Annotated in this window: 25 protein-coding genes, 1 pseudogene and 2 riboswitches; of the genes and pseudogenes, 15 read left to right on the top strand and 11 right to left on the bottom strand. The window is 39.9% G+C overall.

Going from position 1 to position 25,753, the window contains the following annotated elements:
• Positions 1-78 precede the first annotated feature (78 nt).
• Entirely contained in the window at positions 79-342 is a 264-nt protein-coding gene (locus tag MHB38_RS18700; RefSeq protein WP_008345710.1) for an ORF6C domain-containing protein, read from the top strand.
• Positions 339-710 (top strand): DUF1304 domain-containing protein, encoded by a 372-nt coding sequence (locus MHB38_RS18695; protein WP_007498006.1) that lies wholly within the window; start codon positions 339-341, stop codon positions 708-710. The genes MHB38_RS18700 and MHB38_RS18695 overlap by 4 nt, the downstream gene beginning before the upstream one ends.
• Before the next feature lie 144 nt (positions 711-854).
• Here MHB38_RS18695 and MHB38_RS18690 read toward each other — a convergent pair.
• Positions 855-1,046 (bottom strand): annotated as a pseudogene (locus tag MHB38_RS18690) (hypothetical protein); the annotation flags it as partial.
• A 227-nt stretch (positions 1,047-1,273) separates the two neighbouring features.
• Between MHB38_RS18690 and MHB38_RS18685 the strand changes: the two are divergent.
• From MHB38_RS18685 to MHB38_RS18635, 11 genes are all read left to right on the top strand, one after another.
• Entirely contained in the window at positions 1,274-1,930 is a 657-nt protein-coding gene (locus tag MHB38_RS18685) for a type 1 glutamine amidotransferase domain-containing protein (RefSeq protein ID WP_268390612.1), read from the top strand.
• Positions 1,931-2,071: 141 nt separating this feature from the next.
• A complete protein-coding gene (locus MHB38_RS18680; RefSeq protein WP_341004181.1) occupies positions 2,072-3,199 on the top strand; it encodes a hypothetical protein in 1,128 nt (375 codons plus the stop codon).
• A 56-nt stretch (positions 3,200-3,255) separates the two neighbouring features.
• Positions 3,256-3,359: riboswitch (TPP riboswitch) on the top strand.
• 87 nt (positions 3,360-3,446) lie between these two features.
• Positions 3,447-4,133, top strand: coding sequence for a thiaminase II (tenA, locus tag MHB38_RS18675; RefSeq protein ID WP_025208236.1), 687 nt, complete (start codon positions 3,447-3,449; stop codon positions 4,131-4,133).
• A complete protein-coding gene (locus MHB38_RS18670; protein ID WP_019743666.1) occupies positions 4,130-4,729 on the top strand; it encodes an ECF transporter S component in 600 nt (199 codons plus the stop codon). Before tenA ends, MHB38_RS18670 begins: the two co-directional genes overlap by 4 nt.
• Positions 4,704-6,302 carry an ABC transporter ATP-binding protein gene (locus MHB38_RS18665; protein WP_135226476.1) on the top strand — a complete coding sequence of 533 codons (1,599 nt, stop codon included), beginning with the start codon at positions 4,704-4,706 and terminating at the stop codon, positions 6,300-6,302. Before MHB38_RS18670 ends, MHB38_RS18665 begins: the two co-directional genes overlap by 26 nt.
• Positions 6,292-7,026: an energy-coupling factor transporter transmembrane component T family protein gene (locus MHB38_RS18660; RefSeq protein ID WP_017358644.1), complete on the top strand. Its 735-nt coding sequence runs from the start codon at positions 6,292-6,294 to the stop codon at positions 7,024-7,026. The genes MHB38_RS18665 and MHB38_RS18660 overlap by 11 nt, the downstream gene beginning before the upstream one ends.
• Positions 7,027-7,175: 149 nt before the next feature.
• Positions 7,176-8,015, top strand: coding sequence for a methyl-accepting chemotaxis protein (locus MHB38_RS18655; protein ID WP_024719223.1), 840 nt, complete (start codon positions 7,176-7,178; stop codon positions 8,013-8,015).
• Positions 8,016-8,188: 173 nt separating this feature from the next.
• Positions 8,189-9,004, top strand: a complete 816-nt coding sequence (locus MHB38_RS18650) for a YwqG family protein (RefSeq protein ID WP_035702594.1) — start codon at positions 8,189-8,191, stop codon at positions 9,002-9,004.
• 224 nt (positions 9,005-9,228) lie between these two features.
• Positions 9,229-10,062 carry a BglG family transcription antiterminator LicT gene (gene licT, locus MHB38_RS18645; RefSeq protein WP_017368351.1) on the top strand — a complete coding sequence of 278 codons (834 nt, stop codon included), beginning with the start codon at positions 9,229-9,231 and terminating at the stop codon, positions 10,060-10,062.
• 325 nt (positions 10,063-10,387) lie between these two features.
• Positions 10,388-12,295: a beta-glucoside-specific PTS transporter subunit IIABC gene (locus MHB38_RS18640; protein ID WP_341004174.1), complete on the top strand. Its 1,908-nt coding sequence runs from the start codon at positions 10,388-10,390 to the stop codon at positions 12,293-12,295.
• Positions 12,267-13,685 (top strand): glycoside hydrolase family 1 protein, encoded by a 1,419-nt coding sequence (locus MHB38_RS18635; protein ID WP_025208231.1) that lies wholly within the window; start codon positions 12,267-12,269, stop codon positions 13,683-13,685. Before MHB38_RS18640 ends, MHB38_RS18635 begins: the two co-directional genes overlap by 29 nt.
• Before the next feature lie 209 nt (positions 13,686-13,894).
• Here MHB38_RS18635 and MHB38_RS18630 read toward each other — a convergent pair whose 3' ends face one another.
• The 3 genes from MHB38_RS18630 to MHB38_RS18620 all read right to left on the bottom strand — a co-directional run bounded on the left by MHB38_RS18630 (position 13,895) and on the right by MHB38_RS18620 (position 15,427).
• The gene (locus MHB38_RS18630; RefSeq protein WP_025208230.1) at positions 13,895-14,149 is read right to left on the bottom strand and encodes a hypothetical protein; all 255 of its coding nucleotides are present in this window, start codon (positions 14,147-14,149) and stop codon (positions 13,895-13,897) included.
• A 115-nt stretch (positions 14,150-14,264) separates the two neighbouring features.
• A complete protein-coding gene (locus MHB38_RS18625; protein ID WP_017358651.1) occupies positions 14,265-15,254 on the bottom strand; it encodes a GNAT family N-acetyltransferase in 990 nt (329 codons plus the stop codon).
• Positions 15,251-15,427 (bottom strand): PqqD family protein, encoded by a 177-nt coding sequence (locus tag MHB38_RS18620; RefSeq protein WP_017358652.1) that lies wholly within the window; start codon positions 15,425-15,427, stop codon positions 15,251-15,253. Before MHB38_RS18620 ends, MHB38_RS18625 begins: the two co-directional genes overlap by 4 nt.
• Positions 15,428-16,111: 684 nt before the next feature.
• On the opposite strand from MHB38_RS18620, the gene MHB38_RS18615 reads away from it, so the two are divergent.
• Positions 16,112-16,657 (top strand): JmjC domain-containing protein, encoded by a 546-nt coding sequence (locus MHB38_RS18615; protein WP_228003901.1) that lies wholly within the window; start codon positions 16,112-16,114, stop codon positions 16,655-16,657.
• A gap of 213 nt (positions 16,658-16,870) precedes the next feature.
• Here the strand turns inward: MHB38_RS18615 and MHB38_RS18610 are convergent, their stop codons facing one another.
• From MHB38_RS18610 to MHB38_RS18590, 5 genes are all read right to left on the bottom strand, one after another.
• A complete protein-coding gene (locus MHB38_RS18610; RefSeq protein ID WP_341004169.1) occupies positions 16,871-17,992 on the bottom strand; it encodes a 5-methyltetrahydropteroyltriglutamate--homocysteine S-methyltransferase in 1,122 nt (373 codons plus the stop codon).
• Between the two features lie 87 nt (positions 17,993-18,079).
• Positions 18,080-18,192, bottom strand: a riboswitch (SAM riboswitch).
• An 81-nt stretch (positions 18,193-18,273) separates the two neighbouring features.
• Positions 18,274-19,593, bottom strand: coding sequence for a gluconate:H+ symporter (locus tag MHB38_RS18605; RefSeq protein WP_008345676.1), 1,320 nt, complete (start codon positions 19,591-19,593; stop codon positions 18,274-18,276).
• A gap of 50 nt (positions 19,594-19,643) precedes the next feature.
• Positions 19,644-21,065 carry a four-carbon acid sugar kinase family protein gene (locus MHB38_RS18600; protein WP_046526794.1) on the bottom strand — a complete coding sequence of 474 codons (1,422 nt, stop codon included), beginning with the start codon at positions 21,063-21,065 and terminating at the stop codon, positions 19,644-19,646.
• Between the two features lie 6 nt (positions 21,066-21,071).
• Positions 21,072-21,965 carry a 2-hydroxy-3-oxopropionate reductase gene (gene garR / locus MHB38_RS18595; protein WP_035389960.1) on the bottom strand — a complete coding sequence of 298 codons (894 nt, stop codon included), beginning with the start codon at positions 21,963-21,965 and terminating at the stop codon, positions 21,072-21,074.
• 200 nt (positions 21,966-22,165) lie between these two features.
• Complete coding sequence (locus MHB38_RS18590; RefSeq protein ID WP_017368342.1) at positions 22,166-23,023, bottom strand: MurR/RpiR family transcriptional regulator; 858 nt, start codon at positions 23,021-23,023, stop codon at positions 22,166-22,168.
• A 161-nt stretch (positions 23,024-23,184) separates the two neighbouring features.
• On the opposite strand from MHB38_RS18590, the gene MHB38_RS18585 reads away from it, so the two are divergent.
• Positions 23,185-23,862 carry a DUF3298 and DUF4163 domain-containing protein gene (locus MHB38_RS18585; protein WP_017368341.1) on the top strand — a complete coding sequence of 226 codons (678 nt, stop codon included), beginning with the start codon at positions 23,185-23,187 and terminating at the stop codon, positions 23,860-23,862.
• 79 nt (positions 23,863-23,941) lie between these two features.
• On the opposite strand, the gene MHB38_RS18580 is transcribed toward MHB38_RS18585, so the two are convergent.
• Together MHB38_RS18580 and pepT are read right to left on the bottom strand one after the other, a co-directional pair.
• Positions 23,942-24,121: a hypothetical protein gene (locus tag MHB38_RS18580; protein ID WP_008345664.1), complete on the bottom strand. Its 180-nt coding sequence runs from the start codon at positions 24,119-24,121 to the stop codon at positions 23,942-23,944.
• 288 nt (positions 24,122-24,409) lie between these two features.
• On the bottom strand, positions 24,410-25,642 hold the full coding sequence (pepT, locus tag MHB38_RS18575) for a peptidase T (RefSeq protein ID WP_008345662.1): 1,233 nt from the start codon (positions 25,640-25,642) through the stop codon (positions 24,410-24,412).
• Positions 25,643-25,753 lie beyond the last annotated feature (111 nt).

The following is a 25,753-nucleotide window of genomic DNA, read 5'->3' as shown; positions in this document are numbered from 1 at the left end:
AATAGAGATTGGAAGGTTTTTCTTTCATTCAATGTTCTTTTTAGTTGTTAAAAAACCAAGAAAGGATGAGCGTTACCAATGAGTTGTGTCACTGCCAAGCAATTAAAGGTGATTCGAGGGACGATGCAGACTTTTTGCAGCCATTTAGAGTATGATGGCCACGGTAAGCTTCATATTAATACCATCATGGCTTTTATTAAAAAGGAATTTGGTGTAAGAAAAATGAAAGACATTCCACAAAGTCGTTTTCATGAGGCGTTAGAGCTAATCCAAGACTTTGATTTATACACGGACAAAATACAAATACGAGACCGTCTATCAGAAAGGAATTCACTAAATTGAATATTTTAGCAATGATTTTAGTAGGAATTGTCGCTTTAGAGCACATTGTCATCATGTTACTAGAAATGTTTTTTATGGAATCAAAAATGGCGAAAAGATCTTTCAATCTGCCTGAACACTTACAAAAGGATCCAAATGTGAAAGTGATGTTTGCTAATCAAGGGCTATACAATGGCTTTCTAGCTGCTGGACTCATTTGGGGGCTCATTCTTGGTTCGAATACCGTAGGATATATGATTCAGCTATTTTTCGTTCTTTGTGTGTTCATCGCAGCAGTATTTGGCGGTGTGACGTCTAATAAATCGATTATCATCAAACAAGGGTTACCAGCGTTTCTTGCATTAATTGCACTTATCCTGGCTATATAATCCTATCAGCGTGATAGAAAACCTTTGCAGTTTAGGAAGGACGAGCATCGGAGTGAATTTGACATTGGTGAGCACCGAAGCGTAGGACTGACACTGAATGCGAGGGGTTTGTCTACACGGTAAAGCCGCCCTAGAGGGCGGCTTTTATCTTTTACGCATTCCCATCAAACGAATAATGGACGTAAGACAAAGGGCAACAGCGACAGCCAATATGATTTTTCCATACATGACGCCCGTAAGATTCATTAAAAAGACAGCCAATATGATACAGAGCGTGATGATAATCATCACAATCGAATAGGTTTTCATCTCTTTTTCCACTCCTTTTAAATTCCCTCTAGCGCAAGAGGTCTGTCAATTGTTTCTCATATTATATCATTTCATCACAATTTTACATGAAATTCCCTGTCAATAGAATGTGACAGAATGATTAGATTTGAAGTGAGGCTATATTTTTTAAAAAATCGGGTATAACATAAAGAGTTGTATCCAAGTCTGATTGCTTGATATTTAATTGTGCAAAATATAAAATAGCCACATGATAAATAGAAAGGATGATAAAGTTGAGCAAGAACGTTTTATTAGTATCAACAAGCAGCTCAGAAATGAACGGACACCCTACAGGCTTATGGCTAGAAGAATTGGCCGAGCCATTTCATATTTTTAAAGAAAATGGACTAAACGTGCAAATCGTTTCAATAAGAGGTGGAACAGTACCGATCGATAAAAATTCAATTCCTGAAGGAGTCCCAGCACAATATCAAGATGTGTATGAATTACTTCAAGACACAAAGGCACTGACAGATGTAAACCCAGCTGAGTATGATGGCATTTTCTTTGCTGGAGGACATGGCCCAATGATCGACTTTGCGTCCAATCAATTGGTTGCCGATGCGATCTTAGCGATTTCAGACAAAAATGGAGCCGTTGGGGCAGTTTGCCATGGCGTTTCTGCCTTTGTTGATGTGAAGGATCGTGATGGAAAATCATTTATCGACGGCAAGAAAATAACAGGATTCACAAATGAGGAAGAGGATGCTGTTCAGCTGACATCTAAAGTTCCATTTTTATTGGAAACAAAACTTCGCGAGCAAGGGGCAGCATTTGAAAAAGGCGATGCATTTGCGCCATTCGCTGTTGTAGACGGACAAATTATTACTGGACAAAATCCAGGATCAAGTGCAGAAACAGCACGCTTATTTGTCAAAACCATTGCATAAATCATCAAATAAACCAGTCGTGACTCATACGGCTGGTTTTTTGTTATGAAAATTTCCTAAAAAAGTCCAAAACAAGTATTAGAAAAATGGTAAAATAATCACAGGGTAAAAAACCCAAATTAGGGAAAAGGGGATGTTCCTGTGAGAGCATTTTATGTCAAAATCACCGCCGCCTTACTGTCTATTTTATTGATCACAACAGGTTTATTTTCAACAGCAATCAAAGCAGAAGATGCACCAAAATCAAGTGAAAAAGTATCGCCACTGACTGAAAAAGCCATTCAGCAAGTGCAAGAGTCGTTTGAAAAGCAGGATAAAGGGACTGCGGTTCAACAGAAGGAAGTAAAAAAATCATTTAAAGTAGATAAGAAAAAGGGAATAAGTATTAAACGAAAAGCGGCTGCAGATGGAAAGATGCGCACGTCTGCCGTTCGCTCTATTGATGGACTAGCCATTAATCAATCGGCAGTTTTAAACGAGGAAGATCCAGTTGATTTATGGTTCTTAAGTACATCGTCCCCTCAGGCGCTCATCAGCCGGATTACCTCTCCAAATGCTGATTATTTCGTTCAGTTATTTGTTATTGATTATGAAGAAGGACAAGCTTATCCAACCGATCTGATTCAACCGGCAGGCAGTCTGCTTGCGTTAAGCAATTTACCAGCGGGGGATTATGCGTTTGGTATTACTAGCGGTGGAGACTTTGGAGACTCATATACATTACAGGTGAATGCAAAAAACCCACCAAATTTCACAGGTGCTGAATCCCTGTCATCAACATTGCAATACTTTGTTGCTTCGTATGCCAATGGGGATGTTTTCGCAAATGGTACAAAAGTGTATAACAAACAATCTAAGACCGCCGATTATAAATGGGAGCGTGTATTTTATTTCTCATATGATGGAAAATATCAACAGAGAACGCATTCTGTTGACAGTGTAAAAGTGAAGAGTATTTCGGCACCAGTATCGTACTCTGCTCCATATGCGAGTTCCTCTGAGGCCATTCTTGTCTACTTAGATGTGGAGACATTATTTATGTATCATGAATCATCGTTTGCTAGTGGGCAGTACTACCATAGCAGCTTTGTTGATACTCTCGGAAAGACAACGCCAAGGCGTTTAGACATTGATGACCTGACAAATTACGGCGATCATATTTTGGCTGTTGATTTAAAGACAGGAAAGCCAATTGATTTCTTCAGTGTCCTTAATTTCTACTATGCAGCAGGGATCGAGAAGCTGCCAACGATCAATACATTGAATTAAGATCGGCGGTTGACATCAAATCGCCACATGTGTAGAGTAAAGATAATTAAATGACAAAAGTCCACTAGGGGAGTCATGTATGACTGAGACAAGAGGAAATCTTGGACCCTTTGAACCTGATCTAGTTTGTACTAGCGGAGGGAAGTGGAGCTGGACCTTGTCTTATTCATGATTGAATCGATAAGAAGGCCGCTCCATTTGGGGTGGCTTTTTCATTTATTCAACTGAAAAAGAGGAGGCTTTTTTTATGACATTTTCAACCCAATTAAGGCAAGAAGCAGAACCATTATTTGAAGCGATTTATCAGCATCCGTTTGTGAGAGGACTTGCAGCAGGAGAACTCGAAAAGGAACAGATCATTCATTATGTCAAACAGGATGCAGAATATTTAAATGCCTTTATTAAAATTTATGCGGCAGCCATTAGCAGATGTACAGACAGAGAGGACATTACCTTTTTCCATCAACAAATGGCTTTTGTCCTTGATAGTGAGACACATCCTCATCAAAACCTTTGCCGGGTGGCAGGTGTCGCTTATGATGAACTGCAAGGTGCATCTTTGGCGCCAAGTGCTCATCACTATATTCATCACATGCTGCAAGTCGCCGAGGAAGGGACGCTAGGAGAAATCATTGCGGTTTTGCTCCCTTGCCCTTGGACCTATTGGGAAATAGGCAAACGAATGCTCAGAGATGTAGAGCCCGATCCTGCCCATCCATTCTATGAGTGGATCACGTTTTATGGCGGGTTAACGGACTCTGTTACAGTGGAGCTTTGCAAACGGCTTGATCAGTGGGCGGAAGGAGCAAGTGAGAAGGAAAAGGAGAAAATGAAACAGCACTTCATCTTAAGCTGTCAGCTTGAGTATAAATTCTGGGAAATGGCCTTTACTGTCGAAGAGTGGCCAGTCCAAATGGAGGTGCATTCTTCATGACATGGAAGATGAAAGAAGTCGTTCTCGCTGTCATTTTATCAGTGGCATGCGGAGTTATCTATTTAGGGTGGTCGACGCTTTATTTACCGATTACAGCCCTTGTCGGTCCAGCAGGAGGCAACATCATGTTCGGAATTTGGGTCATTGCTAGTCCAATCGTTGCTTACATTATCCAAAAGCCAGGCGCTGCCCTCATCGCAGAAACAGCTGCTGCTGCCGTGGAATTACTGACAGGCAGCCACTTCGGTCTTTCTGCGCTTTTGATTGGTGTATGCCAAGGACTTGGAGCAGAAATCGCCTTCGCTCTATTTGGCTATAAGCGATATCGCATGTGGACACTCATGTTGTCTGGTGCCTTTGCAGCAGTAGGGGCAATGGCATATAGCCTCATTGCCAATGGATTCGGCTATTACACGCCTCAAGTGTTACTCATGACTCTTGTCACTCAAGTCATCAGCGGTATGTTACTCGGCGGTTGCTTGGCAAAGGTTGTGGTGGATGCTTTATCTAAAACGGGTGTGCTGAATCAATATGCCATCATGAAAGAAAAACGAAGTAAGGGTGACCAGCATGGATTCATTTCTCGCGTGCAGTAATCTCACTGTCCGTTTTTATGAACAGCCGAATCCCGTTCTTCATCAAGTATCTCTTTCTATTCAAAAGGGGGAAAAGGTGCTGATATTAGGACCAAGTGGAAGCGGGAAATCTACGCTGATTTCTGTGCTTGCTGGCATTATTCCAGAGCATATGGAAGCTGAAGTACAGGGAGAAGTGATGCGGCAAAGGCATACTGGTGTCATGTTTCAAGACCCAGATTCGCAGTTTTGTATGCACCGAGTCAATGAAGAAATTGCGTTTAGCTTAGAGAATCGATCTGTCCCTCGAGAACAAATGGATGACATGATTCAGCATCTCATGAAAAAGGTACAGCTGGATGTCGACCCAAACACAGATATTCATACCTTATCTGGCGGCATGAAGCAGCGGTTGGCGCTTGCTTGTTTACTAGCATTAGAGCCAGACGTCCTGTTCTTTGATGAACCGACAGCACAGCTTGATCCAGCAGGAAGAATGGAGATATTTCAATTACTTCAGCAGCTTTCAGCTGAACAGAATCAGACGATGATTTTTGTGGAGCATGTGTTAGACGGTGTCATCGAGTGGATGGATCGGGTGATCTTATTAGATCATCAAGGCCGTATCATAGCAGATGGAACGCCAAAAGACGTGATGAACACATTTGAGGGAGAAATGAAAGAAGCCGGCATTTGGCGTCCGAAAATATTTCCCGAGAAATGGTCCACTATCGTACAAGATCCGTTTCATCCACTGAGTCAAACACTCTTGCAAACCTTTGAGGCGAGAAAAGAACGTCATGAGAAATTGTCATCAACAAATCGAGAGGTCATTATTCGCACAGATCATCTACAATTAAGCTACGGGAAAAAAAGCATTATAGATGACCTGCACGTTGATATAAAAGCAGGAGATTGGGTTGCGATCATTGGTGAAAATGGCAGCGGAAAAAGTACGTTTCTTAAACATGTCATCCGTTTAGAACCAATAAAAAAAGGTCACATTTTTTTAAAAGGAAAACACCTGAAAAAGTGGTCTGACCGAACATTATATGAAAAAGCCGGCTTTGTATTTCAAAATCCAGAACTTCAATTTATACAGGACACAGTGTTTGATGAAATCGCATTTGGTGGGAGACAGCGAAATTGGCCAGAGCCTGTGGTGCAAGAAAAAACGAATCAGCTATTGGCAGAGTTCGGCCTAGAGAAGCATAGAGACGTGCATCCTTTCACCTTAAGTTTAGGACAAAAAAGAAGATTAAGTGTTGCCACGATGCTTCTTTTTGATCAGGATGTACTCATTTTAGATGAGCCGACCTTCGGGCAGGATGAGAAAACGGCGAGGGAGTTAATCCGGCGTTTAAAAGAACGTCAACGACAAGGCACCACTATTATCATGGTCACACATGATATGGAACTCGTTGATGAGTGCGCTGATCAAGTGCTTGTTTTTCATCAAGGGGAGCATGTTTATGATGGTACGCCTTTTGATTTATTTTCTCATCAGGAACTTGTCACTTCCTGTGAGCTGAGAGTGCCGTTACATTATCGCTATATGGCTGAAAGAAAGGAAGTGATGACGATTGCAAAGTAATCACTCCTTTCTATCCACTGTAAATCCAGTCATGAAATTACTCGCCCATCTCCTTGCGATGTGCTGTCTGATGGCGATTTCTGATCCTAAAACGACGTTCATCATCTGGCTGTTTGCACTTGGAATTGGACTTGTCCTAGGCGGCTGGAATTTGAAATACCTCATCACCAGACTTGTACCTTATCTGCTCTTTTTCATTCTCGTGTTTTGGATGATCGCGGCCTTTGGCAAGGGAGATCATACAGTTTGGAAGTGGGCATGGTTTCATATTACAGAGGAGAGTTTAAGAAATGGGCTGACCATTTCTTTTAGAATGCTTGGCTTTGTGACATTTGGTCTCCTTTTTACATCAACAACTGATTTGACGGCCTTTATGATGAGCTTAATCCATCAATGCCGAATGTCACCCAAATGGGCATATGGGATGCTGGCAGGCTTCCGGTTTATCCCGTTGTTTCAAAGTGAATTGAAGCAAATGAAGGCTGCACATAAAATTAGAGGTTACAAGCAAAAAAACAGTTGGAAAGCGTTTATACGTTATGCACTCCCTCTTTTCACGCAAGGCGTACGGAAATCTGAACGACTAGCCATTGCGATGGAAGCAAGAGGCTTCACAGGGACGAGGGAGAGAACGTATTATCATGTCATCAGCACTTCATGGATCGACTGCATGTATCTTTTTTTCATCGTCATCAGTGTGTTGATATGCATGTTCTTTTTTTAAAAACAGCCACATTCTCTTGATAGAATGTGGCTGTTTTATATGTCTTAGGTCATTTGGTTGATATTAGTACACATTGCAGGCTGTAATAGATCATATAAAGAACCGATAAAGAGAGTGTACTGAGAAAAAGAGAGGATGAACGTGAGCGAATGTCACAGAGAATTGATAACATAATAGACGCTTTACCAATCGTTGGACTAGCTATGAGAGAGCAGCTAACCTTTTCTGTATTAGGGAAAGAGAAGGTTCTTTATTATCAGCAGCACGGGAACATTGACTTAGGGTTTAAAGCAGGGGACGTTGTAGCTCCCGGGTTCCAAAACTTTTCGATGTTGAAAAATGGGAGAGAGCCATCATTTATCCAGATTCCTAAAGAGGTGTACGGAATTCCTATGGACATCGTCGCCGTCCCGATTAAAGATGACAATGGTCAAGTAATCGCTGCCTTCTGTGTAGCATATGACCAAACGAATCAACAACGATTAGAACACATTATGACGGAAAGTAACGATGCTTCCGAAAAACTAGTCGCGATGGTACAGCAAGTGGCTGCACATTCAGAGGAACTACAAGCGACAAGTGAACAAATTCTACAAAATACAAAAACCACTGTCGAAAATTCCTCTAAAATCAACCAAGTGTCTAATCTCATCAAAGGTATCTCTGATCAAACGAACTTACTTGGACTCAATGCATCCATTGAGGCTGCAAGAGTCGGTGAAGCAGGAGCAGGCTTTGGGGTGGTTGCTACAGAAGTGAGAAAGCTGTCTACTCACGCGAAGCAAGCAACGACTGATATTGAAACAGCGCTAAAAGATGTGCAAGGCTCTATCAAAGGAATGGAAGAAGAAATAGCACAAATCGTGGCTTCTTCTGAACATCAAGCAGAACTCGTTGGCACTTTCACAAAAATTATTGAGGGGCTGCACGAAACGAACGAAACGATGAAATCATTGGCAACAGACTTAGTGAATTATCAAGTGAAATAAATAAACGAATCACAAAACCTCCAGCCGTATCGGAGGTTTTTTAACGTGTTGAAGTGAGTTTTTTGTCATGATATTGACGGGTTTTTCACTGACAGGGAAGTTACACTTCTGTATGATAGAAAAAGAGAGACCTGTTTTGATCATTAGACCTATACATAAGGAGGAAGCCCATCTTGACACAATCAGCAAAGCTGCAAGAAGTACTTGCGCCTTACCGTCCATTGTTAGATCAAACTGAAAAACCACTGATTCAATTACAGATAAAACAAGGAAAAACAGGACCATATGACAGCAAAATATCAGGTGATCCTTATTTCCCAAAAAACGACGAATATCCCGTTGATGGAGAAGGCCATCCTATGAAGCTGCTGGCACAAATCAATTTCGGCCAGCTGCCAAAGCTGAAAGATTACCCAGAAACAGGACTTTTGCAAGTTTTTATTTCTGTACATGATGATCTTTATGGGATGAATATTGACCATAAAACAGAGCAAAAAGATTTTCGGATCAAATTTATTGAGGAACCTTTCTTAGCTGAAGAAGACTTATTGACTGATTTTTCATTCGTGAAAATTCCTGACGATTTTTATTTTCCAGTTACGAAGGAAGGCGCGATTACAGGTGAATTATCAAGCGAAACGATCAGTGTAGAAGATTTCCGCTTTGAAAAAGTCACAGGAAAGCGAAGCTGGGATCTATTCGAAGATGCTGTTGGTATTGATGGTGATGAAGCAGATCAATTGCTAGATGAATTTTATGAGACAGCAAGTGGTTTTGGCCATAAAGTTGGCGGATACCCAGGTTTTACACAAGAAGACCCGCGTACCTATGTAGACCAAGAACATACTGTGCTATTATTGCAAATTGACTCAGATGATGAAGTGGACATGTTGTGGGGAGATTGCGGCATTGCTAACTTTTTTATCAAACCAGAAGACCTCAAACGAAAACATTTCGAAAATGTCGTCTATAACTGGGATTGCTCCTAATTTTGTAAAAAACACTCTTTTTGAAGAGTGTTTTTTGTCTATTTTTAGCCTTTTTGCCCCTAAATCGTCATTTCTGAGAGGTAATATGTCATTCTTTCTAGTTGACCGTATCAAAAAAAAATGTAAAATCATCTTAAAGTCCTCTTTTTTGAAAATAATAATAAAATGACATATCAATCAACAATGAAATGCTCGAAAAAGCGGAATGTACTGGGGGGGATCAATTGATCATTTCGAAAGTAATCAACAATAATGTGGTCAGTGCGTATGATGACGAGCAGCATGAGCTGGTCATTATGGGCAGAGGGATTGCGTTTCAAAAGAAAAGCGGAGACCCAATTGACGAAGAACGTATCGAAAAAGTATTTTCCATTCAAAATAAAGATATATCAGAAAAATTCAAAACCCTGCTTTATGATATTCCGATCGAGTATATGCAAGTGTGTGAGGCAATTATCGATCACGCGAGAACGACCCTTAACAAAAATTTAAATGACAGCATCTATGTCACGTTAACGGATCATATTACCTTTGCTATTGAACGTCATCAAAAAGGAATGGACATTAAAAATGCCTTGCTTTGGGAAATCAAACGGCTGTACAAAGAGGAATTCATGTGTGGTGTAGAAGCTATTCGGATCATACAGGACAAGCTCAACATCCATCTTCCCGAGGATGAAGCAGGCTTTATTGCGATGCATATTGTCAATGCAGAACTGAATGAGGAAATGCCGAATGTCATTCAAATTACAAAACTGATTCAAGATATTTTGAACATCGTAAAGTATCATTTCCAAATTGATTTAGACGAAGAATCATTAAATTATTTCCGTTTTGTCACGCATTTGAAATTTTTTGGACAGCGTCTGTTTAACGAAACACAAATGGAAAATCAAAATGAGTTTCTGTATGAAGTGGTAAAGGAAAAAAATACAGCCGCTTTTCAATGTGCGGAGAAAATTAATGACTATGTTCAAAAAGAATACAACCGAAGTCTCATAGAAGATGAGATGTTATACTTAACTTTGCACATCGATCGAGTCATAAAAAGAAAATAAATCAAAAAGAAAGCGTTGACATATCAAAATTAACATGCTAATTTATAACTATAAACTCAATAGCCCACAATCTTTTAGGATTGTTACTGGTCAAGCAGGCAAAACCTAAATCATTGTCCCTATCTTTGATAAGGCATGATTTAGGTTTTTTTGTATCTAAAGGCTTATAAAATTGAATAACGATCAATCGCTATGAAGGATTGTTACTGGTTAAGCAGGCAAAACCTAAATATCGATTAATGTCTGAATCGCTATTTTTCGGGCATTAATGGATGTTTAGGTTTTTTCTATATCAAGATGAAATCAACGATTGGAGGGTAACACAATGAACCACAAACAAACAGCAAAAGAAGTTCTAGAGCTTGTCGGCGGTGAAAAGAATGTAAAGCAAGTCACGCATTGTATGACAAGACTTCGCTTCAATTTATACGATGAAGGCAAAGCGGATAAGGAGAAGCTGCAATCAACAGATGGCGTCATGGGCGTGAATCAAAGCGGCGGTCAATACCATGTCATTATTGGCAACGACGTATCAAACGTCTATCAAGCAATGATTGCTGATTCTGGGTTATCAACAGATGTAAAGTCAGGCGATACAGAAGAAGCATCAAAACAAAATGTGATTTCAAAGCTTTTCGATTTTATCTCTGGTGTCTTCACACCGATTCTTCCAGCCATCGCTGGAGCTGGTATGATCAAAGGAATCTTGGCATTAATGCTGACGTTCCAATGGATCTCAGATAAAAGCAGCACATATGCGATTTTAACAGCTATCGGAGACGGAGCCTTTTACTTCTTACCGATTCTGCTCGCTGTAAGCGTCGCCAAAAAAATTGGCACAAATCAGTATATCGCCGCTGCCATTGCAGCAGCCGCACTGCACCCGCAGCTCACTGCCTTACTAGGTGCAGGAAATACAGAATTTCTAGGCTTGCCAGTGGTTGCCGTTGTGTACTCTTCATCGGTGATTCCAATTCTACTCACTATCTGGCTCGGCTCATATGTGGAAAGATTCGCAGAAAAATATAGTCCGAAATCACTAAAAATCATTCTTGTTCCAACAGTTACACTTCTTGTCGTGGTACCAGTTATGCTCATCGCAGTTGGACCGCTTGGTGGGATTATCGGAAATGGTCTTTCAGGTGGAATTGATTTATTGTTCAAACATGCAGGTATTTTGGCCGGACTCTTAATCGGTGGCTTTATGTCACCATTGATCATTACGGGCATGCACTATGCACTACTTCCAATCATGATCAACAACATTACATTAAACGGTTTTGACTTCATTCTTCCAATGATGTTTGTAGCGAATATGGCACAAGCAGGCGCAGCATTCGGTGTCTTCTTAAGATCAAAAAACAAAACATTCAAATCATTGGCGATGTCTACAAGTATCACTGCGTTAATGGGTATTACTGAACCTGCTATGTATGGTGTGAACATGCGATTGAAAAAACCGTTCCTTGCAGCCCTCATTGGTGCAGCAGCAGGCGGCGTGTTCATGTCCATCTTCAAAGTAAAGTCATATGTGATATCAGGATCAGCAGGTCTTCCAGGTCTCCCAACGTTCATTGGACCGACATTTGTTTACTCCATCATTGGATTAGTGATCGGCTTTGTTGTAGCAACCATCATGACACTTGTTCTAGGATTCAAAGATGTACCAGTGAAAGATGATACAAAAGCAGACAAACCAGAAGAAAAGAAAGACACAGTAGCGCTTCAAAATGAAGTGGTACAAAGCCCGCTTGAAGGTCAACTAAAGCCGCTCAATCAAGTAAATGATGCAACATTCTCTAATGAAATCATGGGTAAAGGAACAGCCATTGTCCCAACAGTTGGACGTGTAGTAGCACCGTTCAACGGCAAGGTTGAAACCATTTTCCAAACGAAACATGCCATTGGTTTAAAGAGTGATCAAGGCACAGAGCTTCTCATCCATGTGGGGATTGATACAGTAAAACTTGGCGGTAAACATTTCACAAGTCATGTAGAGTCAGGTGATCTTGTTCAAGCAGGAGATCTGCTAGTTGAATTTGATATCGAGGGCATTCAGCAAGAAGGCTATGATGTAACAACGCCAATTATCGTCACCAACACAAATGATTATGCACAAGTTAATGCGAAAACAGATGGGGCGATTACAGTAAAAGAGACATTGCTTACAGTCAGTGTAGAAGAAAATGAGGAGGGCATTCAACATGACCAATTTAGAAAAAACATTTCCTAAAGGTTTCTTATGGGGCGGCGCAGTAGCCGCCAACCAAATTGAAGGTGCTTATAACAAAGATGGAAAAGGCTTATCGACAGCGGATGTATCACCACACGGGATTATGCACCCATTCGATGAATCAATGAAAGACCTTAACTTATATCATGATGCGATCGACTTCTATCATCGCTACAAAGAAGATATTGCCCTGTTTGCAGAAATGGGATTCAAGTGCTTCAGACTATCCATTTCTTGGCCACGTATTTTCCCAAATGGTGACGATGCGGAACCGAATGAAGCGGGCCTCGCTTTCTATGAAAAAGTATTTGATGAACTGCATAAGCATGGAATTGAGCCAGTTGTCACGATCTCTCACTATGAAATGCCACTTGCACTTGTGAAAAACTACGGCGGATGGAGAAACCGTAAGCTTGTGGGTCTTTATGAAACATACGCTAAAACATTGTTCACTCGCTTTAAAGATAAAGTGAAATATTGGATGACTTTTAATGAAATCAACGTTGTGTTACATGCTCCTTTCACAGGGGGTGGCCTTGTATTTGAAAAAGGCGAAGACGAGAAAAGCATTCAATATCAAGCAGCGCATCACCAATTTGTTGCAAGTGCTCTAGCTGTTAAAGCAGGACACGAAATCATTCCAGATGCTAAAATCGGTTGTATGATTGCAGCGATGACCACATATCCGTACAGCTCAAGACCTGAAGATATGTTTGCTGCGATTGATCAAGATCGTAAAACATTGTTCTTCTCAGATGTACAGGCAAGAGGCTATTACCCTGGATACATGAAACGTTATTTCCTGGAAAATAACATCAACATTGAATTCCAAGACGGTGACGAAGACATTCTAAGAAACCATACAGTCGACTATATTGGCTTCAGCTATTATATGAGTTTTGTGACAAGCACAGATCCAGAGGTTCTTGGACAAGTTACTGGTGGTAACCTATTTGAAGGCGTGAAAAACCCTTATCTAGAAGCAAGTGATTGGGGCTGGCAAATTGATCCAAAAGGACTTCGTACAACACTAAACCAACTATATGACCGCTACCAAAAACCATTGTTTATCGTAGAAAATGGATTGGGTGCTGTGGATCAAGTAGAAGAAGACGGCTCCATTCAAGACGATTACCGAATTGATTACCTCAGAAGTCATTTGCTTGAGGCAAGAGAAGCGATCGCAGACGGCGTTGATCTGATCGGCTATACAAGCTGGGGCCCAATTGACCTTGTCAGTGCATCAACAGCTGAAATGAAAAAACGCTACGGCTTCATTTATGTCGACCGTGACAATGAAGGCAACGGTACATTAGATCGAAAGAAAAAGAAAAGCTTTGATTGGTATAAACAAGTGATTGCGACAAATGGAAAGCATTTAGACGACTAAATAGAGAAAATATTTGGTTTCTTTGAGAACACACGGTGTCATAAAACGATGAAAACAATTTGAATCGAGGCATTATCATTCTTTAGGTGTCACTTTGGAATGATAATGCTTTTTGTTTTATGAAAAAGACAAAATTGCACAAAAAATAAACCACACTTTAAATTTTTGCGTGGTTCAAATAAATCATATGATCTTTCGAATATATTTATTTATGCTTTTGAAGAAGAGCTTTGATCTTCAAAAAGTGATTTTAATTCGATAATATCAAGTAATACTGATTCTTCAAGTCTTTCTTTTATATCTCTAAAATTTTGATTATTTTGAGATAAAATATCTTTTATGGATTTGATACCATTGATTTTACTTAAAAAAGTAAACCATTCATAATCATCGCGTGAATCAACAAGGTATTCAATGTTATTATTAATAGTGATATATAATAAGTTATCCTCTTGTAAAGGCATTAAAACATCTATGTTTTCTTTTAGTATTGGAATGTGTAATGTATTAATCGTGAGAGCTGCGTCTTGGTTTAAGTTAAAAGTGAAATCGCAATAACAATCAATCTGCTTTTTATAGTCATCGTATCAACCTTTTTTCAAATTCTAATTCATCTTTGACATTTATTCCGTAATTTCCTATAGAGGGAATTGTCGGCTTAAGCATTCTTGCTTTATCAATTGCACCGATATAGATGTTTTTGAAAGAATATCCCTTTCTTTGATAAAACCTAATGGCATTTAAGTTATCATTACTAGTGATTAAATTAATAGATTGTATATTTTGTGTTTTTAGATGTTGTTCTAACTCAAAAAGCAATTTACTGCCAACCCCATGGTACTTTTCTAGAGCCTCTAAAGTCAGGATTTCCGCCTCTTCTTTGAATATTTTGTAAACTAATATTCCTACTATAGTATCTCCACGTTTAGCCAACATAATGTTTTCATTTAAAACATTATAAGTTGTCCCTTTAGACACCATAGTCGTTCCACCCCAATGTTCATTGAAAAAACATGTTAACCAAGAAAAGTCTTTTGAACTTGGCTGAGTTACTGTCAATTCTTCTGAAAGAGACCATTTTTTTGAAAGCTGGATATGAGCTATTTCGTTGTCATTCGCTTGATCCTTAGAAAAATTGATTGAGATACCTAGTTTTTCGGCGTTTATTTGAGCAAGTTTTTGTGCGTAGTTCGAAAAATCTTCAGGGTCAATACCAAAATAAAAAAAACTTTCAGGTGGATTCTTTTTGTACCACAATTTGCTACTGATGACATATTCGTTTTGTTTTGTTTCAGTTATGTTGATATCATCATATAATAGTGCTCTTCCTTCAATAAACTCTACGACAAATTCATCTAATTTGTTTTGAGTAAATAAACGGTTTTTTTCTTGAAAATATCCTATTGCACTTAATTTACTGTGAATCCAATTAATTAAATCATCCTCGTTTAGTTCATGATCTCTTGCTAGTGCCATTAGCATTGCAATGTAATTAACGATTGTTTTGCTTCTCTTAGTTGAAATGTTTTTATAGATGTTTTCTAGAATATCATCATTCAGTTTATTCATTTTACATATACAACTTCCTTTTCAATTAATTGTTTACTCAATGCTTGGAGGTCTTTGATACAAGTTTGAACATCTGTATCATATTCTTCAGCAATTTCCGTTACTATTGAAATAAACTCTCTTTGTCCGTCAATTCGTTCATAAAAATCAGCTGCGACTTGATTTAGGGACATGCCCGGTTCGATAATGATACCTACTAAGTACTTTCTTGTTCATTATCAGGATTTTTTACGAAAATTGTATTATTCTTCATTGTGATTCCCTTCATTCTTTTTTCTATAACAAGGTACCAAGATTGTAGCTTTGGCTCGTTTGTGTCAGGGTATGATTTAAGATTTTATTATCTTCAAAGGATATATGTATAGTTGATTTTCTTTGACAAAATCATTATATAAATAACATTCACCATGAGTCAGCAAAGATTGTACACTCCTTTCATAAAGTGTTAGGGTATGAAAAACTAGTTATTAATGTCCTCCAGCAACAACTACATTACGAATCTCAACAAGACATGGAGTTTTATAATTTTTTTGATGTAACATTCCTCTTATATATGTATTAAATTCCTATTTTATATCCTAACAAAAGAGATAATAGCATGTCATTTATATTTTTTTCAATATTTAAACAATGATTTTTTGACAAATTTTATGTTTATAAAGTAATAGTGATGAGTAGATTGATGTTGCAAATAGATTGATAGTTTGTAAAAAAGAAATTGGAGAAAATACAAAAGATGGCTAGAATCATCGGTTATTTTAATCTAGGAAGGCGTTTATGGTTTTAGAGAGCTGTATATCCACTAAATTGAATTCTAAATGGTATAGGATAATCTTTTAGGCTTGCCTGAGGGAACAATGGCAAAAGCAGTATTGTACGCTGCTAAAGAATCAGCTGGATTTTCAGCACATTTTGATGCGTATTGTAATTTCATTTTTCAACTTAAAGGGAAAAAGAAATGGAAGTTGGCTGAAAATTTTAATACAGTGAATCCACTTCAACATTATGAATTAATTGAGGCTCCTCATTTGCCAGATCCATTAAAGTCGTATTGGAATGGTGATTTTCCTGATGAAAATTTATCTAATGGTAGGGAATTGATTTTGGATACGGGATCATTTTTATTTCTTCCAAGAGGTTGTTGGCATTCAACTAGTTCTTCTGAAGAAACCATTGCATTAAACTTTACCTTCGGTCAGCCAGCTTGGCTAGATCTAATTTTAATAGAATTAAGGAATCGATTGATTCAAAAAGACGAATGGAGAGAACTCGTTAATATTGATCTTTTGGATGAAAATGAACGAAAAAAGGTAGAAGAAAAATTAAAATCAATGATAAATAATTTACCAAACGATTTCAAGGGAATTTCAGTAGGGGATATACTGGCAAGAAAGATGACTTAGATGTATATCAATCTACACAACTTGTTGTAAGACAACTTATGAGTATAAAAGATGGTTTTTAAGAAGATAACTTATATTCATTATCTTCTTAACTCTACTATAGAAGTATGACGATTAAACTTCATATAATGTTGATAGAGATGACAAAAAATAAAGAACCGCCAAAAAAGCGGTTCTTTATTATGACGGTAATCTTTTTCTGCAGATTTCCGCCTATTTCCACACTTGATCCGCAATCTCAATCACATGACGCAGCTTTTCCCATTGCTGCTCTTCTGTTAACAAATTGCCTTCCTCTGTTGAGGCGAATCCGCATTGTGGGCTCAAACAGATTTGGTTGATGTCCACATATTGAGCCGCTTCTTCGATTCGTCTTTTGATCTGATCAACGGGTTCAAGTTCCCCATACTTTGAAGTGACAAGACCTAGTACGATTTGAAGGTTTGAATTTTTCACATAACGCAGGGGTTCAAATCCGCCAGAACGGTCATCGTCGAATTCTAAGAAGAGACCATCCAAATTGAGACCTGCAAAAATCGTTTCTGCCGCTGCCTCATAACCACCTTCGGCTGCCCAAGTTGATTTAAAGTTACCACGGCAAATGTGCATGGTGATCACTAAATCATCTGGTCGATCGGCAACTGCTTCATTGATTGTTTTTGCAAACGATTCACGAAGCTCATCTTCTTCGCGGCCAAAGGCTTTGATTTGTTCATGTCCTTTTTCAGAAAAGAACACAGCCCAAGCTGTATCATCTAGCTGTAAGTAACGGCAGCCTGCATCATAAAAAGCACGGATGGCTTTTTTATAAGCTTGTGCCACGTCATGGTGAAAATCATCTAAGCTGTCGTACACACCTTCTTCAAGCTTTCCACGGAAAAAGAGCATATTCGGACTTGGAATCGTCATTTTAGCCGTATGATCACCCGCGATGCTGTGAAGGAAGCGATAATCCTCCAGCATTGGATGATCAGTAAAATCTATCTTACCTGTTACTTTGATGCCTCTCGCTTTTGTCGTCGTATTGTGGAATTGAATGCCTTGGTCTGCTTCAAATCCTTCGACCCCATCAAGCCCTTCTAGAAAGTCAAAATGCCACCATGCACGTCTGAATTCTCCATCTGTGACAACCTCTAATCCAATTTCCTTTTGCTTCTCTACAATACGAGTGATTTCTTCGTTTTCAATTTGTCTGAGCTGTTCTGCTGTCAGTGTACCGTCTGCTTTTTGTTTGCGGGCTTCTTTGATGCGTTCAGAACGAAGTAAACTCCCTACTTGATCTGCACGAAATGGCGGCTTTGTTGTTTTCTTACCAATGGTTTGTACTTGTGTCATGCTGAATCCCTTCTTTCTTCAGGTTATAAATCAAATAAAAAAGCTCTTCCTTGGATAAGGAAGAGCATCATATACTGTGAGATCTCTGCCTTATCTTCAAACAAGCTTCAGCTTGCTTAAGGAATTAGCACCATTCTGTTCCTAGGAACAGCGGTTGCCGGGTTTCACAGGGCCAGTCCCTCCACCACTCTTAATAAGGTTACCTTTGATTCAATTTTCTTAATAAACACAATTATTCAATCTTTTCGAGAAAAAGTCAATGGTTTTTCCTATTTATTTTCCTACATAAACAAATCAGCGACGAGAACACCGGCTAATCCAACAAGTGATAGAACAGTCACCATCAATGTCCACGTTTTAAAAGTTTGAGCCATCGACAAATTAAAGTATTCTTTGTAAATCCAGAAACCTGCATCATTCACATGAGAGAATGTTATACTGCCGGCGCCTGTTGCAATCACCATTAGTTCTGGGCTGACTCCCGTCAAACCAATTAGCGGTGCAGAAATGCCAGCTGCTGTGAGACCCGCGACAGTTGCTGACCCTAAAGAGACACGAAGGACAGCTGCAATCAGCCAAGTGAGGAGCAGAGGAGACAGTGTGCTTCCTTGCATAATCCCTGCAATGTATTGATCAACACCGCTGTCAATGAGCACCTGTTTAAAGGCGCCGCCGCCTGCAATGATCAATAGAATCATCGCAATGGAGCCAATTGAATCTGTAATCGACTTCATGACGTCCTGCATGCTCTTTCCTCTGCCAAGACCAAATGTGTAGATGGCAAGCAGCACAGAGATTAATAGGGCAATCGCCGGCTCACCTAAAAACTCAGCCGCCGGTAGCAGCGGGGAGGACGGGAAGAAAATTTCTAAACATGCTCTGAATGTCATGAGCAATACAGGTAAAATAGCGGTGAAAATACTAATGCCGAAGCTTGGCATTTCCTCTTCTGTAAATTCCTTTGGATTAAACAAGTCCTTTGGAATGTGTGCATGCAGTTGGTCTTTCTTAAATAGTTTCGTAAACAGAAGTCCGCCTACTAAAACAGCAGGAATGGCTAAAATAATTCCAACCAATAAGGTTTGTCCCATGTTGGCTTGAAATACATTGGCAATGGCTGTCGGCCCTGGGTGAGGAGGGAGGAAGCCATGTGTGGTAATGAGTGCAGCGACGAGCGGCATTCCCACATACAACACAGGAAGTCTTGCGGCTTGAGCAATGGTAAAGACTAATGGAATAAGAATAATGAATCCGGTTTCATAAAATAGAGCAATTCCGATAACAAATCCAGTCAGCATCGTCGCCCATTGGATTTTCCCGATACCAAAGCGGTCGATGAGTGTCATGGCAATACGCTGAGCACCGCCAGAATCAGCCATCAATTTACCAAGCATCGCTCCAAAGCCAAGAACCAACGCCAGATGGCCGAGTGTACTTCCAAGCCCTTTTTCGACTGAAGCAATCGCTTCAAGTGGTGACATGCCTTCTAAAACGGCAACGATTAAAGAGACAATAATCAACGAAATGAAAGCGTTTAACTTAAAGACAACCATGAGTAAAAGTAATAACAAAACGCCAAGTCCGATAAAAACTAACGACATGATCTTTCCTCCTTTGTGCTGCATAAGGGAGCGTGAACGCTCCCTCTGCTTTATCCTTCAAGTATGTCTACTGCTTCTTTTAACGTATCCTTTGAGCCAACATTTCCCGGGAAAATCACATAAGACATGAATGGGAATTTGCTTTCTTCTCCTGTTTGCCAAACGGGAATACCTGGTTTGATTTGACCTGCGACGGTCGCACGTTTGACGCTGAGTCCTCTTGTTCCAATATCGCTTGAGGTGATTCCACCTTTGGCAATGAGGTACTTAGGACGAATGGAGAGGCGCTGGACAATGCTTGTCACCGCATCACTAATCTGAACAGAGAGTTTCAATTCTTCCTCTCGGCGATTGTCTCCAAGATCAAGCCGTTCTCTCCTTGTATAAACAGCAACCGATTGTCCGGTTGTTAAAAGCCTTTCAGTTTGTTGAATCACGCGGTCAATTTCCTCTTGAAATGCTTCAGGTTCTAACACGAGGTGTGTATCAAATTCAATAAATGCAATGTCTTTATTTTGCTGCAGCGCTCGCAATTGTTCCGTTGTTTTTTTGACATGGGAACCGACCATGATGAGGCCACCGTGCGTGCTTTCTTCCTGTATTAAGTCTTGTCTAGCTAAAAGTGCTTGATCCTCAACACCGCCAAGCACTTTTGTGAGAGCGGCCGCACTTCTAAATAGAAAGTGCTGACCTGCTTTGATGGCATCTATGAGGGCAATGACAAAGACTTTGACATCGTCATAGTCTACTGCATTTACAACCACTTTTTGAAAATCCTTCACGGTCATCAGCTGATCCTTGATTTGTTCAATACGTAAAGCCCGGATATCTTCTAAAGAAATATAAGTAGTGTTTTCCTTAGTGAACGATCCGTTTGATTTCTCTTCGATCCATTCTCCGAGGTGAGAAGATTGAAATCCGAATGTACGATCCAATGCAAATTCTGTGTCACCAGCAGGAATTAATTCGTGACCTTCCTGTACATAGTGAATATTGCCAATCGTAAAGCGGCCGCCTTCTTTAAAAAAGGGAAGAAGGATTTCGCCGTCAAATTGGCGGGAGCTTTGCTGTTCAATGGTCGTTCTGAGAATGTCAGTCTCTAGCGGGAAGTGTCCACGCAGGGTGGAGTCCCCCCGGCTGACAATGATGAAATCTTGATCAAGCCGTTCAGCCGTTTTCACAATCGTTGATGCGATCATTTCATGAAGAACCGCCGTTTCTTTCTCTGTCATACTGCGAGAGTTGGTTAAGATAAAGAACATACGGCTGTCTTCAAGAAAACCAGCTTCAATGCTTTTCTCTGACCAATCGGTGAAAACAGAGACGCCGTGTACCGTTTGAATGCCTGTTGGGTCATCGTCTAATACAATCACTTTATGGTGAAAATGGTTTAGTGCTTGTTCGTATGCTGATTGAATGCGATCTGAATCCGCTTTCGGAATGGCATTTAGTAACTCAATGCTTTGTTTCATAGAACCTCATCCTTTCTTCACTTCAACATGAGCCATTTTTTCGTAATATTGAACGATTCCGCCGTGATCAAGTCCAGACTTTCCATCCGCTTTGAGGGCGTGGAAGATTTCTAGCAGCTGACTAGAAAGCGGGAGAGGAACGCCGATATCGTGGGCAGTTTCCATGACATTGGTTAAATCCTTTAAGTTGATGTCAATACGTCCGCCAGGCTCAAAGTTTCGTTCTAAAATGAGAGGAACCTTCGCATCGAGTACAGCACTTCCTGCCAGTCCACCTCGGATGGCTTCATACATTTTATCAATCGCAATGCCAGACTTAGCGGCAAGAACGAGTGCCTCGGACATGGCAGCGATATTTAAGTTGACGATGATTTGATTCGCAAGCTTAGCGGTTGTCCCGCTTCCATTTGATCCAACTAATACGACATCTGTGCCCATGGCATAGAGGACATCCTTTACTTGTTCAAAGATCTCTTCTTCTCCGCCCGCCATAATCGCAAGTGTCCCGTCTATCGCCTTTGGCTCTCCGCCACTGACAGGAGCATCGATAAATTCGACCTGATGCTGTTTTGCCAGTGCCGCTAATGCTCTAGAAGTAACAGGTGAAATAGAGCTCATATCTATAATAATCGTGCCAGGTTTTGCTGTAGCCAATATGCCTTGTTCACCTGCTACGACTGCTTCTACATGCTCACCTTTTGGAAGCATCGTGATGATGATATCGCTTACAGATGCTGCCTCAGCAGCTGATGCAGCGGCATTTGCACCCACTTCTTTTAATGCTAGAACAGCTTCTGTATGAATATCGAAAACAGTCACAGTATGACCGGCTTTTAATAGATTGAGTGCCATAGGTTTCCCCATAATGCCTAATCCAATGAATCCAATTTGCTTTGCCATTTTGTCCGCCTCCTATTTAGAAACCCCTTACAAAAGGCGCTTTCTTTTCTTTTTGTTAGTATATATACTATCTTTCTAATTTAATAGTAGGAAATAAACTATTGTTCATTTAATGTACATGACGAAATAGGAATGTGTCAACGGAAAATATGAGAAAAGTCACAAAAAAAAGACCGGAAACAGCTCCGGTCTATTGTCGATTATGTTTTATTTTTAGCTACAGCTAATCGAGAACGTTTGACGTTGTCGATCGCATTTGATCCTAATTCTAAAACAGCTGCGACATACAAAACATCAATAATCACAAGCTGATTAATACGAGAAATCATTGAGTCAGAACGATAGGTTGTTTCTCTCGATGAACTGAGCAGATGAAAGTCGGATTTCTTGGCGAGCTCTGATTTCGGATAGCTCGTGATCGAGGCGACCGTTGCACCTTTTTCCTTTGCAAATTGCACGGCATCAAGGATTTCTCTACTTTCCCCTGAATGTGAGATCGCGACGATAAAATCATGTTCCGTTGCATGTGTTGCAATCATATTCATCATATGAGGATCACTGCATAGACTCACTTCAAAGCCAAGCTGGAGAAACTTATGATAGGCATCTCCGGCAATAAAACTGGAGGCACCTGCTCCAAAGAAGACGGTTTTATGAGCCTGTTTCATTTGCTCAATAAATTGTGTCACAGCTTGGTCTTCTAAAATATGCTTCATATCCTGAATAGAGTTGGTTGTTAACTCTATGACCTTATGTTTAATATCTGCGACACTATCAGATGCTTCGATCTCACCGTATATAGATTGAGGCGTATTGGTCGCAATATCCTGCGCGACATGGACACGAAACACTTGATAGGACTCATAGCCAATTTTTCGCAGAAAACGAAAGATCGTCGTTTCACTTGTGTTGCATTCAGCAGCGAGTGCACTAATCGAATGAAGCACAACTTTCTGAGGGTTTTGTAAAATGTAATTGGCAATCTTTTTCTGGGTAGGGGACAAACTATGAAATGTTGTCCGGATATGACTGAAAATATTCTCTTCTATGATAAACACCACACTTCATCTAACATTCTATCTTAAGCATACAGGAACTTATGAAAACGGTAAACAAACCTCACATGAAAAATAAAGAATAATATGGAAGAAAACACTTCTTTTGGTTCTTTTGTCATGGTATACTCAATTGGTAATAGACAAAAATGGGGGTTTTTACTATGACAATGAAAAAAGGCTTAACGATCAGCCTGCTCATTTTTTCGCTGATTGTTTCGTTGTTTGCGCCAGTTGGATCTGCGGATGCCAAACAAGTGAAAAAAGCAAAAGTAAGCACACACTATTATAAAAAGAAAAAAACGTTTAAATATGCACAGGTGAAAAACCTTAGTAAAGCGCATATGAAAACCATTAACCATGATTTAAAAGAAGATATTGCATTTTCCTACTCTACGTATTTGTTCTTAAAGGACGAAGCGAAAAAAGAAGGCATTGGGAAGATCACATACGAGAGATCGTTTAAAACGAAATTTAACAATGGGAAGAAACTAAGTATCCTAAACTATGATTACATGAATGACGGTAGCATGCACGGGGATACGATGGTTACGAGCATGAACTATGTGTTAACAAAGAAAAAAACAAAGCAACTGTACTTTACAGATGTGGTAAAAACAAAGAAAAAGCGTACAAAAGTAAGAGATTATATCTATAACTACACAAAGAAGCATAAAAGTAAATTCTATGCGAATCTGAAAAAAAGCGATATTCAAATCGGCTACGACACGCAGTACTACTTCACGAAAAAGGGAATCGCTGTTGTCTTCCAGCCATATGAAATTTCACCGTACTATGTAGGAATTCCTATGATTCAAGTACCTGCGAAGGTGTATAAATAAACAAGAGAAACGGCCATGAATTTGGTCGTTTTTTTATACATAAAAAGAGCCCCTGGTGATGAGGCTCTTCTTTTTACATTTATACTTGTTTGGGTGCATCGTTTAGTGGGTGACGGCGTTTGCCGTTGTAGTGGCGGCGCATACGAAAGATTTCAAACTCCGAAAGCTCTGCGCTTTTTCGTTTTTGGGTGCGGTTATCTTTTTTGAAAGAGAATAGTAAGTAGCAGCAAAGTGAAGCGATAATCAATAAAATCATCATATGACATTCCTCCAATTCATCCTATTCTTTAAGTGTAGACAGGGTGAGTGATGTTTATAACTGAAAATAGTTAGCAAATAGCGTTTAGTTCTAAAGGTTTATTCTGGCTGCTTTTTTAGGTCTAAAATACTGGTTGTTTTTAACTATTATATTTCCAGTTATTTCACTCGTCAAGAAGAATTTTTCTGGGGTTGTCTCTATTAGTACGATTAAGTGTCATAAAAGTTTCAGAAAATTGTAAACTTTTATTAAAAAACCGTTCCCGAACAGGAACGGTTGTAAACATGTTTATGCTTTTTCTTCAAATAAACGTGCAATTTCCACGATCACTTCTGACGCTTTCAGCATGTTCTCTACAGAGATGAATTCATATTTACCATGGAAGTTTTCCCCGCCAGTAAAGATGTTTGGCGTTGGAAGTCCTTTATATGAAAGCTGTGAGCCATCTGTACCGCCGCGGATTGGTTCAATGACAGGTGTCACTGAGCGGTTTTCCATGGCTTCATGAGCGATGTCTACGATATGTTTAACTGGCTCAATTTTTTCTCTCATATTGTAATATTGATCCTGAATGCTAAGGGTGATGCTGTTTTCGCCATATACCGCTTTTAAGTCGTTTGCGATTTTTTCAAACAGTGCTTTGCGCTTGTTGAATTTCTCTTTATCAAAATCACGAATAATATATTGCAGCTCTGCTTCTTCTACTTCTCCTACAAACCTCGTGAGGTGGAAAAAGCCTTCGTATCCTTCTGTGTATTCTGGAGATTCATCTGAAGGAAGTTTGTTGTGAAAGAGCATGCCGATCTTTGCAGCACTGACCATTTTGTCTTTTGCTGTGCCTGGATGGACGTTGTTTCCTTTAATTGATACTTTTGCACCTGCGGCGTTGAAGCTTTCATATTGAAGCTCTCCTAGCGGGCCGCCGTCAATCGTATAAGCATAAGAAGCGCCAAAGGCATCAACATCGAATTTGTGAGGTCCTCTGCCGATCTCTTCATCTGGTGTGAAGGCGACACGAATTTTTCCATGCTTGATTTCTGGATGCTCAATTAGGTAATGCATGGCGGTCATAATTTCTGCGATACCAGCTTTGTTATCTGCACCAAGCAGGGTCGTGCCATCAGTCGTGATGAGCGTATGTCCTTGGTATTTTTGTAAATTTGGAAACTGTGCTGGAGATAATACGATATGTAGATCTTCGTTTAACGTGATGTCCCCGCCTTGATAGTTCTCGTGAATCTGCGGTTTCACGTTCTTGCCAGTGAAGTCAGTGGCTGTGTCGATATGAGCCAGGAAGCCAATGGTTGGCACTTCTTTGTCTGTGTTAGATGGGATCGTGCCCATGACATAACCGTTTTCATCCATTGTCACTTCTTGAATGCCGATGGATTTCATCTCTTCAACTAGCTGCCTTGCTAGGTTCAGCTGTCCTTCAGTGGATGGGCAGCTCTCTATGTCTGCATCAGACTGTGTATCCACTTTTACATAACTTGTGAATCGCTGGATCATTTCCTCTTTCATCAATACGTCACTCCTTTTGTAGAATATGTTCATTTTATCATGTCTTGAATGCGCTTCATAACAAGAAAGGCTTTCTCTGACAATTAGAGAGGAAAAAGACCTACTTTTATT

The sequence above is a fragment of the Bacillus sp. FSL K6-3176 genome (assembly GCF_038003325.1).
GTDB lineage: Bacteria > Bacillota > Bacilli > Bacillales > Bacillaceae > Bacillus > Bacillus altitudinis.
Note: the sequence above shows the minus strand (reverse complement) of the source record. Positions and strands in the feature narration are given on the sequence as shown.

What these genes read in the sequence shown, in the direction of transcription:
- MHB38_RS18580 (WP_008345664.1), bottom strand. Translation starts at nt 24,121, where the DNA reads ATGATGATTTTATTGATTATCGCTTCACTTTGCTGCTACTTACTATTC.
- MHB38_RS18630 (WP_025208230.1), bottom strand. Translation starts at nt 14,149, where the DNA reads ATGCCTTTACAAGAGGATAACTTATTATATATCACTATTAATAATAAC.
- MHB38_RS18620 (WP_017358652.1), bottom strand. Translation starts at nt 15,427, where the DNA reads ATGTCCCTAAATCAAGTCGCAGCTGATTTTTATGAACGAATTGACGGA.
- pepT (WP_008345662.1), bottom strand. Translation starts at nt 25,642, where the DNA reads ATGAAAGAGGAAATGATCCAGCGATTCACAAGTTATGTAAAAGTGGAT.
- MHB38_RS18600 (WP_046526794.1), bottom strand. Translation starts at nt 21,065, where the DNA reads ATGAAACAAAGCATTGAGTTACTAAATGCCATTCCGAAAGCGGATTCA.
- MHB38_RS18635 (WP_025208231.1), top strand. Translation starts at nt 12,267, where the DNA reads ATGACCAATTTAGAAAAAACATTTCCTAAAGGTTTCTTATGGGGCGGC.
- MHB38_RS18640 (WP_341004174.1), top strand. Translation starts at nt 10,388, where the DNA reads ATGAACCACAAACAAACAGCAAAAGAAGTTCTAGAGCTTGTCGGCGGT.
- MHB38_RS18670 (WP_019743666.1), top strand. Translation starts at nt 4,130, where the DNA reads ATGACATGGAAGATGAAAGAAGTCGTTCTCGCTGTCATTTTATCAGTG.
- MHB38_RS18610 (WP_341004169.1), bottom strand. Translation starts at nt 17,992, where the DNA reads ATGACACAAGTACAAACCATTGGTAAGAAAACAACAAAGCCGCCATTT.
- MHB38_RS18585 (WP_017368341.1), top strand. Translation starts at nt 23,185, where the DNA reads ATGACAATGAAAAAAGGCTTAACGATCAGCCTGCTCATTTTTTCGCTG.
- MHB38_RS18625 (WP_017358651.1), bottom strand. Translation starts at nt 15,254, where the DNA reads ATGAATAAACTGAATGATGATATTCTAGAAAACATCTATAAAAACATT.
- MHB38_RS18615 (WP_228003901.1), top strand. Translation starts at nt 16,112, where the DNA reads ATGGCAAAAGCAGTATTGTACGCTGCTAAAGAATCAGCTGGATTTTCA.
- garR (WP_035389960.1), bottom strand. Translation starts at nt 21,965, where the DNA reads ATGGCAAAGCAAATTGGATTCATTGGATTAGGCATTATGGGGAAACCT.
- tenA (WP_025208236.1), top strand. Translation starts at nt 3,447, where the DNA reads ATGACATTTTCAACCCAATTAAGGCAAGAAGCAGAACCATTATTTGAA.
- MHB38_RS18665 (WP_135226476.1), top strand. Translation starts at nt 4,704, where the DNA reads ATGGATTCATTTCTCGCGTGCAGTAATCTCACTGTCCGTTTTTATGAA.
- MHB38_RS18605 (WP_008345676.1), bottom strand. Translation starts at nt 19,593, where the DNA reads ATGTCGTTAGTTTTTATCGGACTTGGCGTTTTGTTATTACTTTTACTC.
- MHB38_RS18655 (WP_024719223.1), top strand. Translation starts at nt 7,176, where the DNA reads ATGTCACAGAGAATTGATAACATAATAGACGCTTTACCAATCGTTGGA.
- MHB38_RS18700 (WP_008345710.1), top strand. Translation starts at nt 79, where the DNA reads ATGAGTTGTGTCACTGCCAAGCAATTAAAGGTGATTCGAGGGACGATG.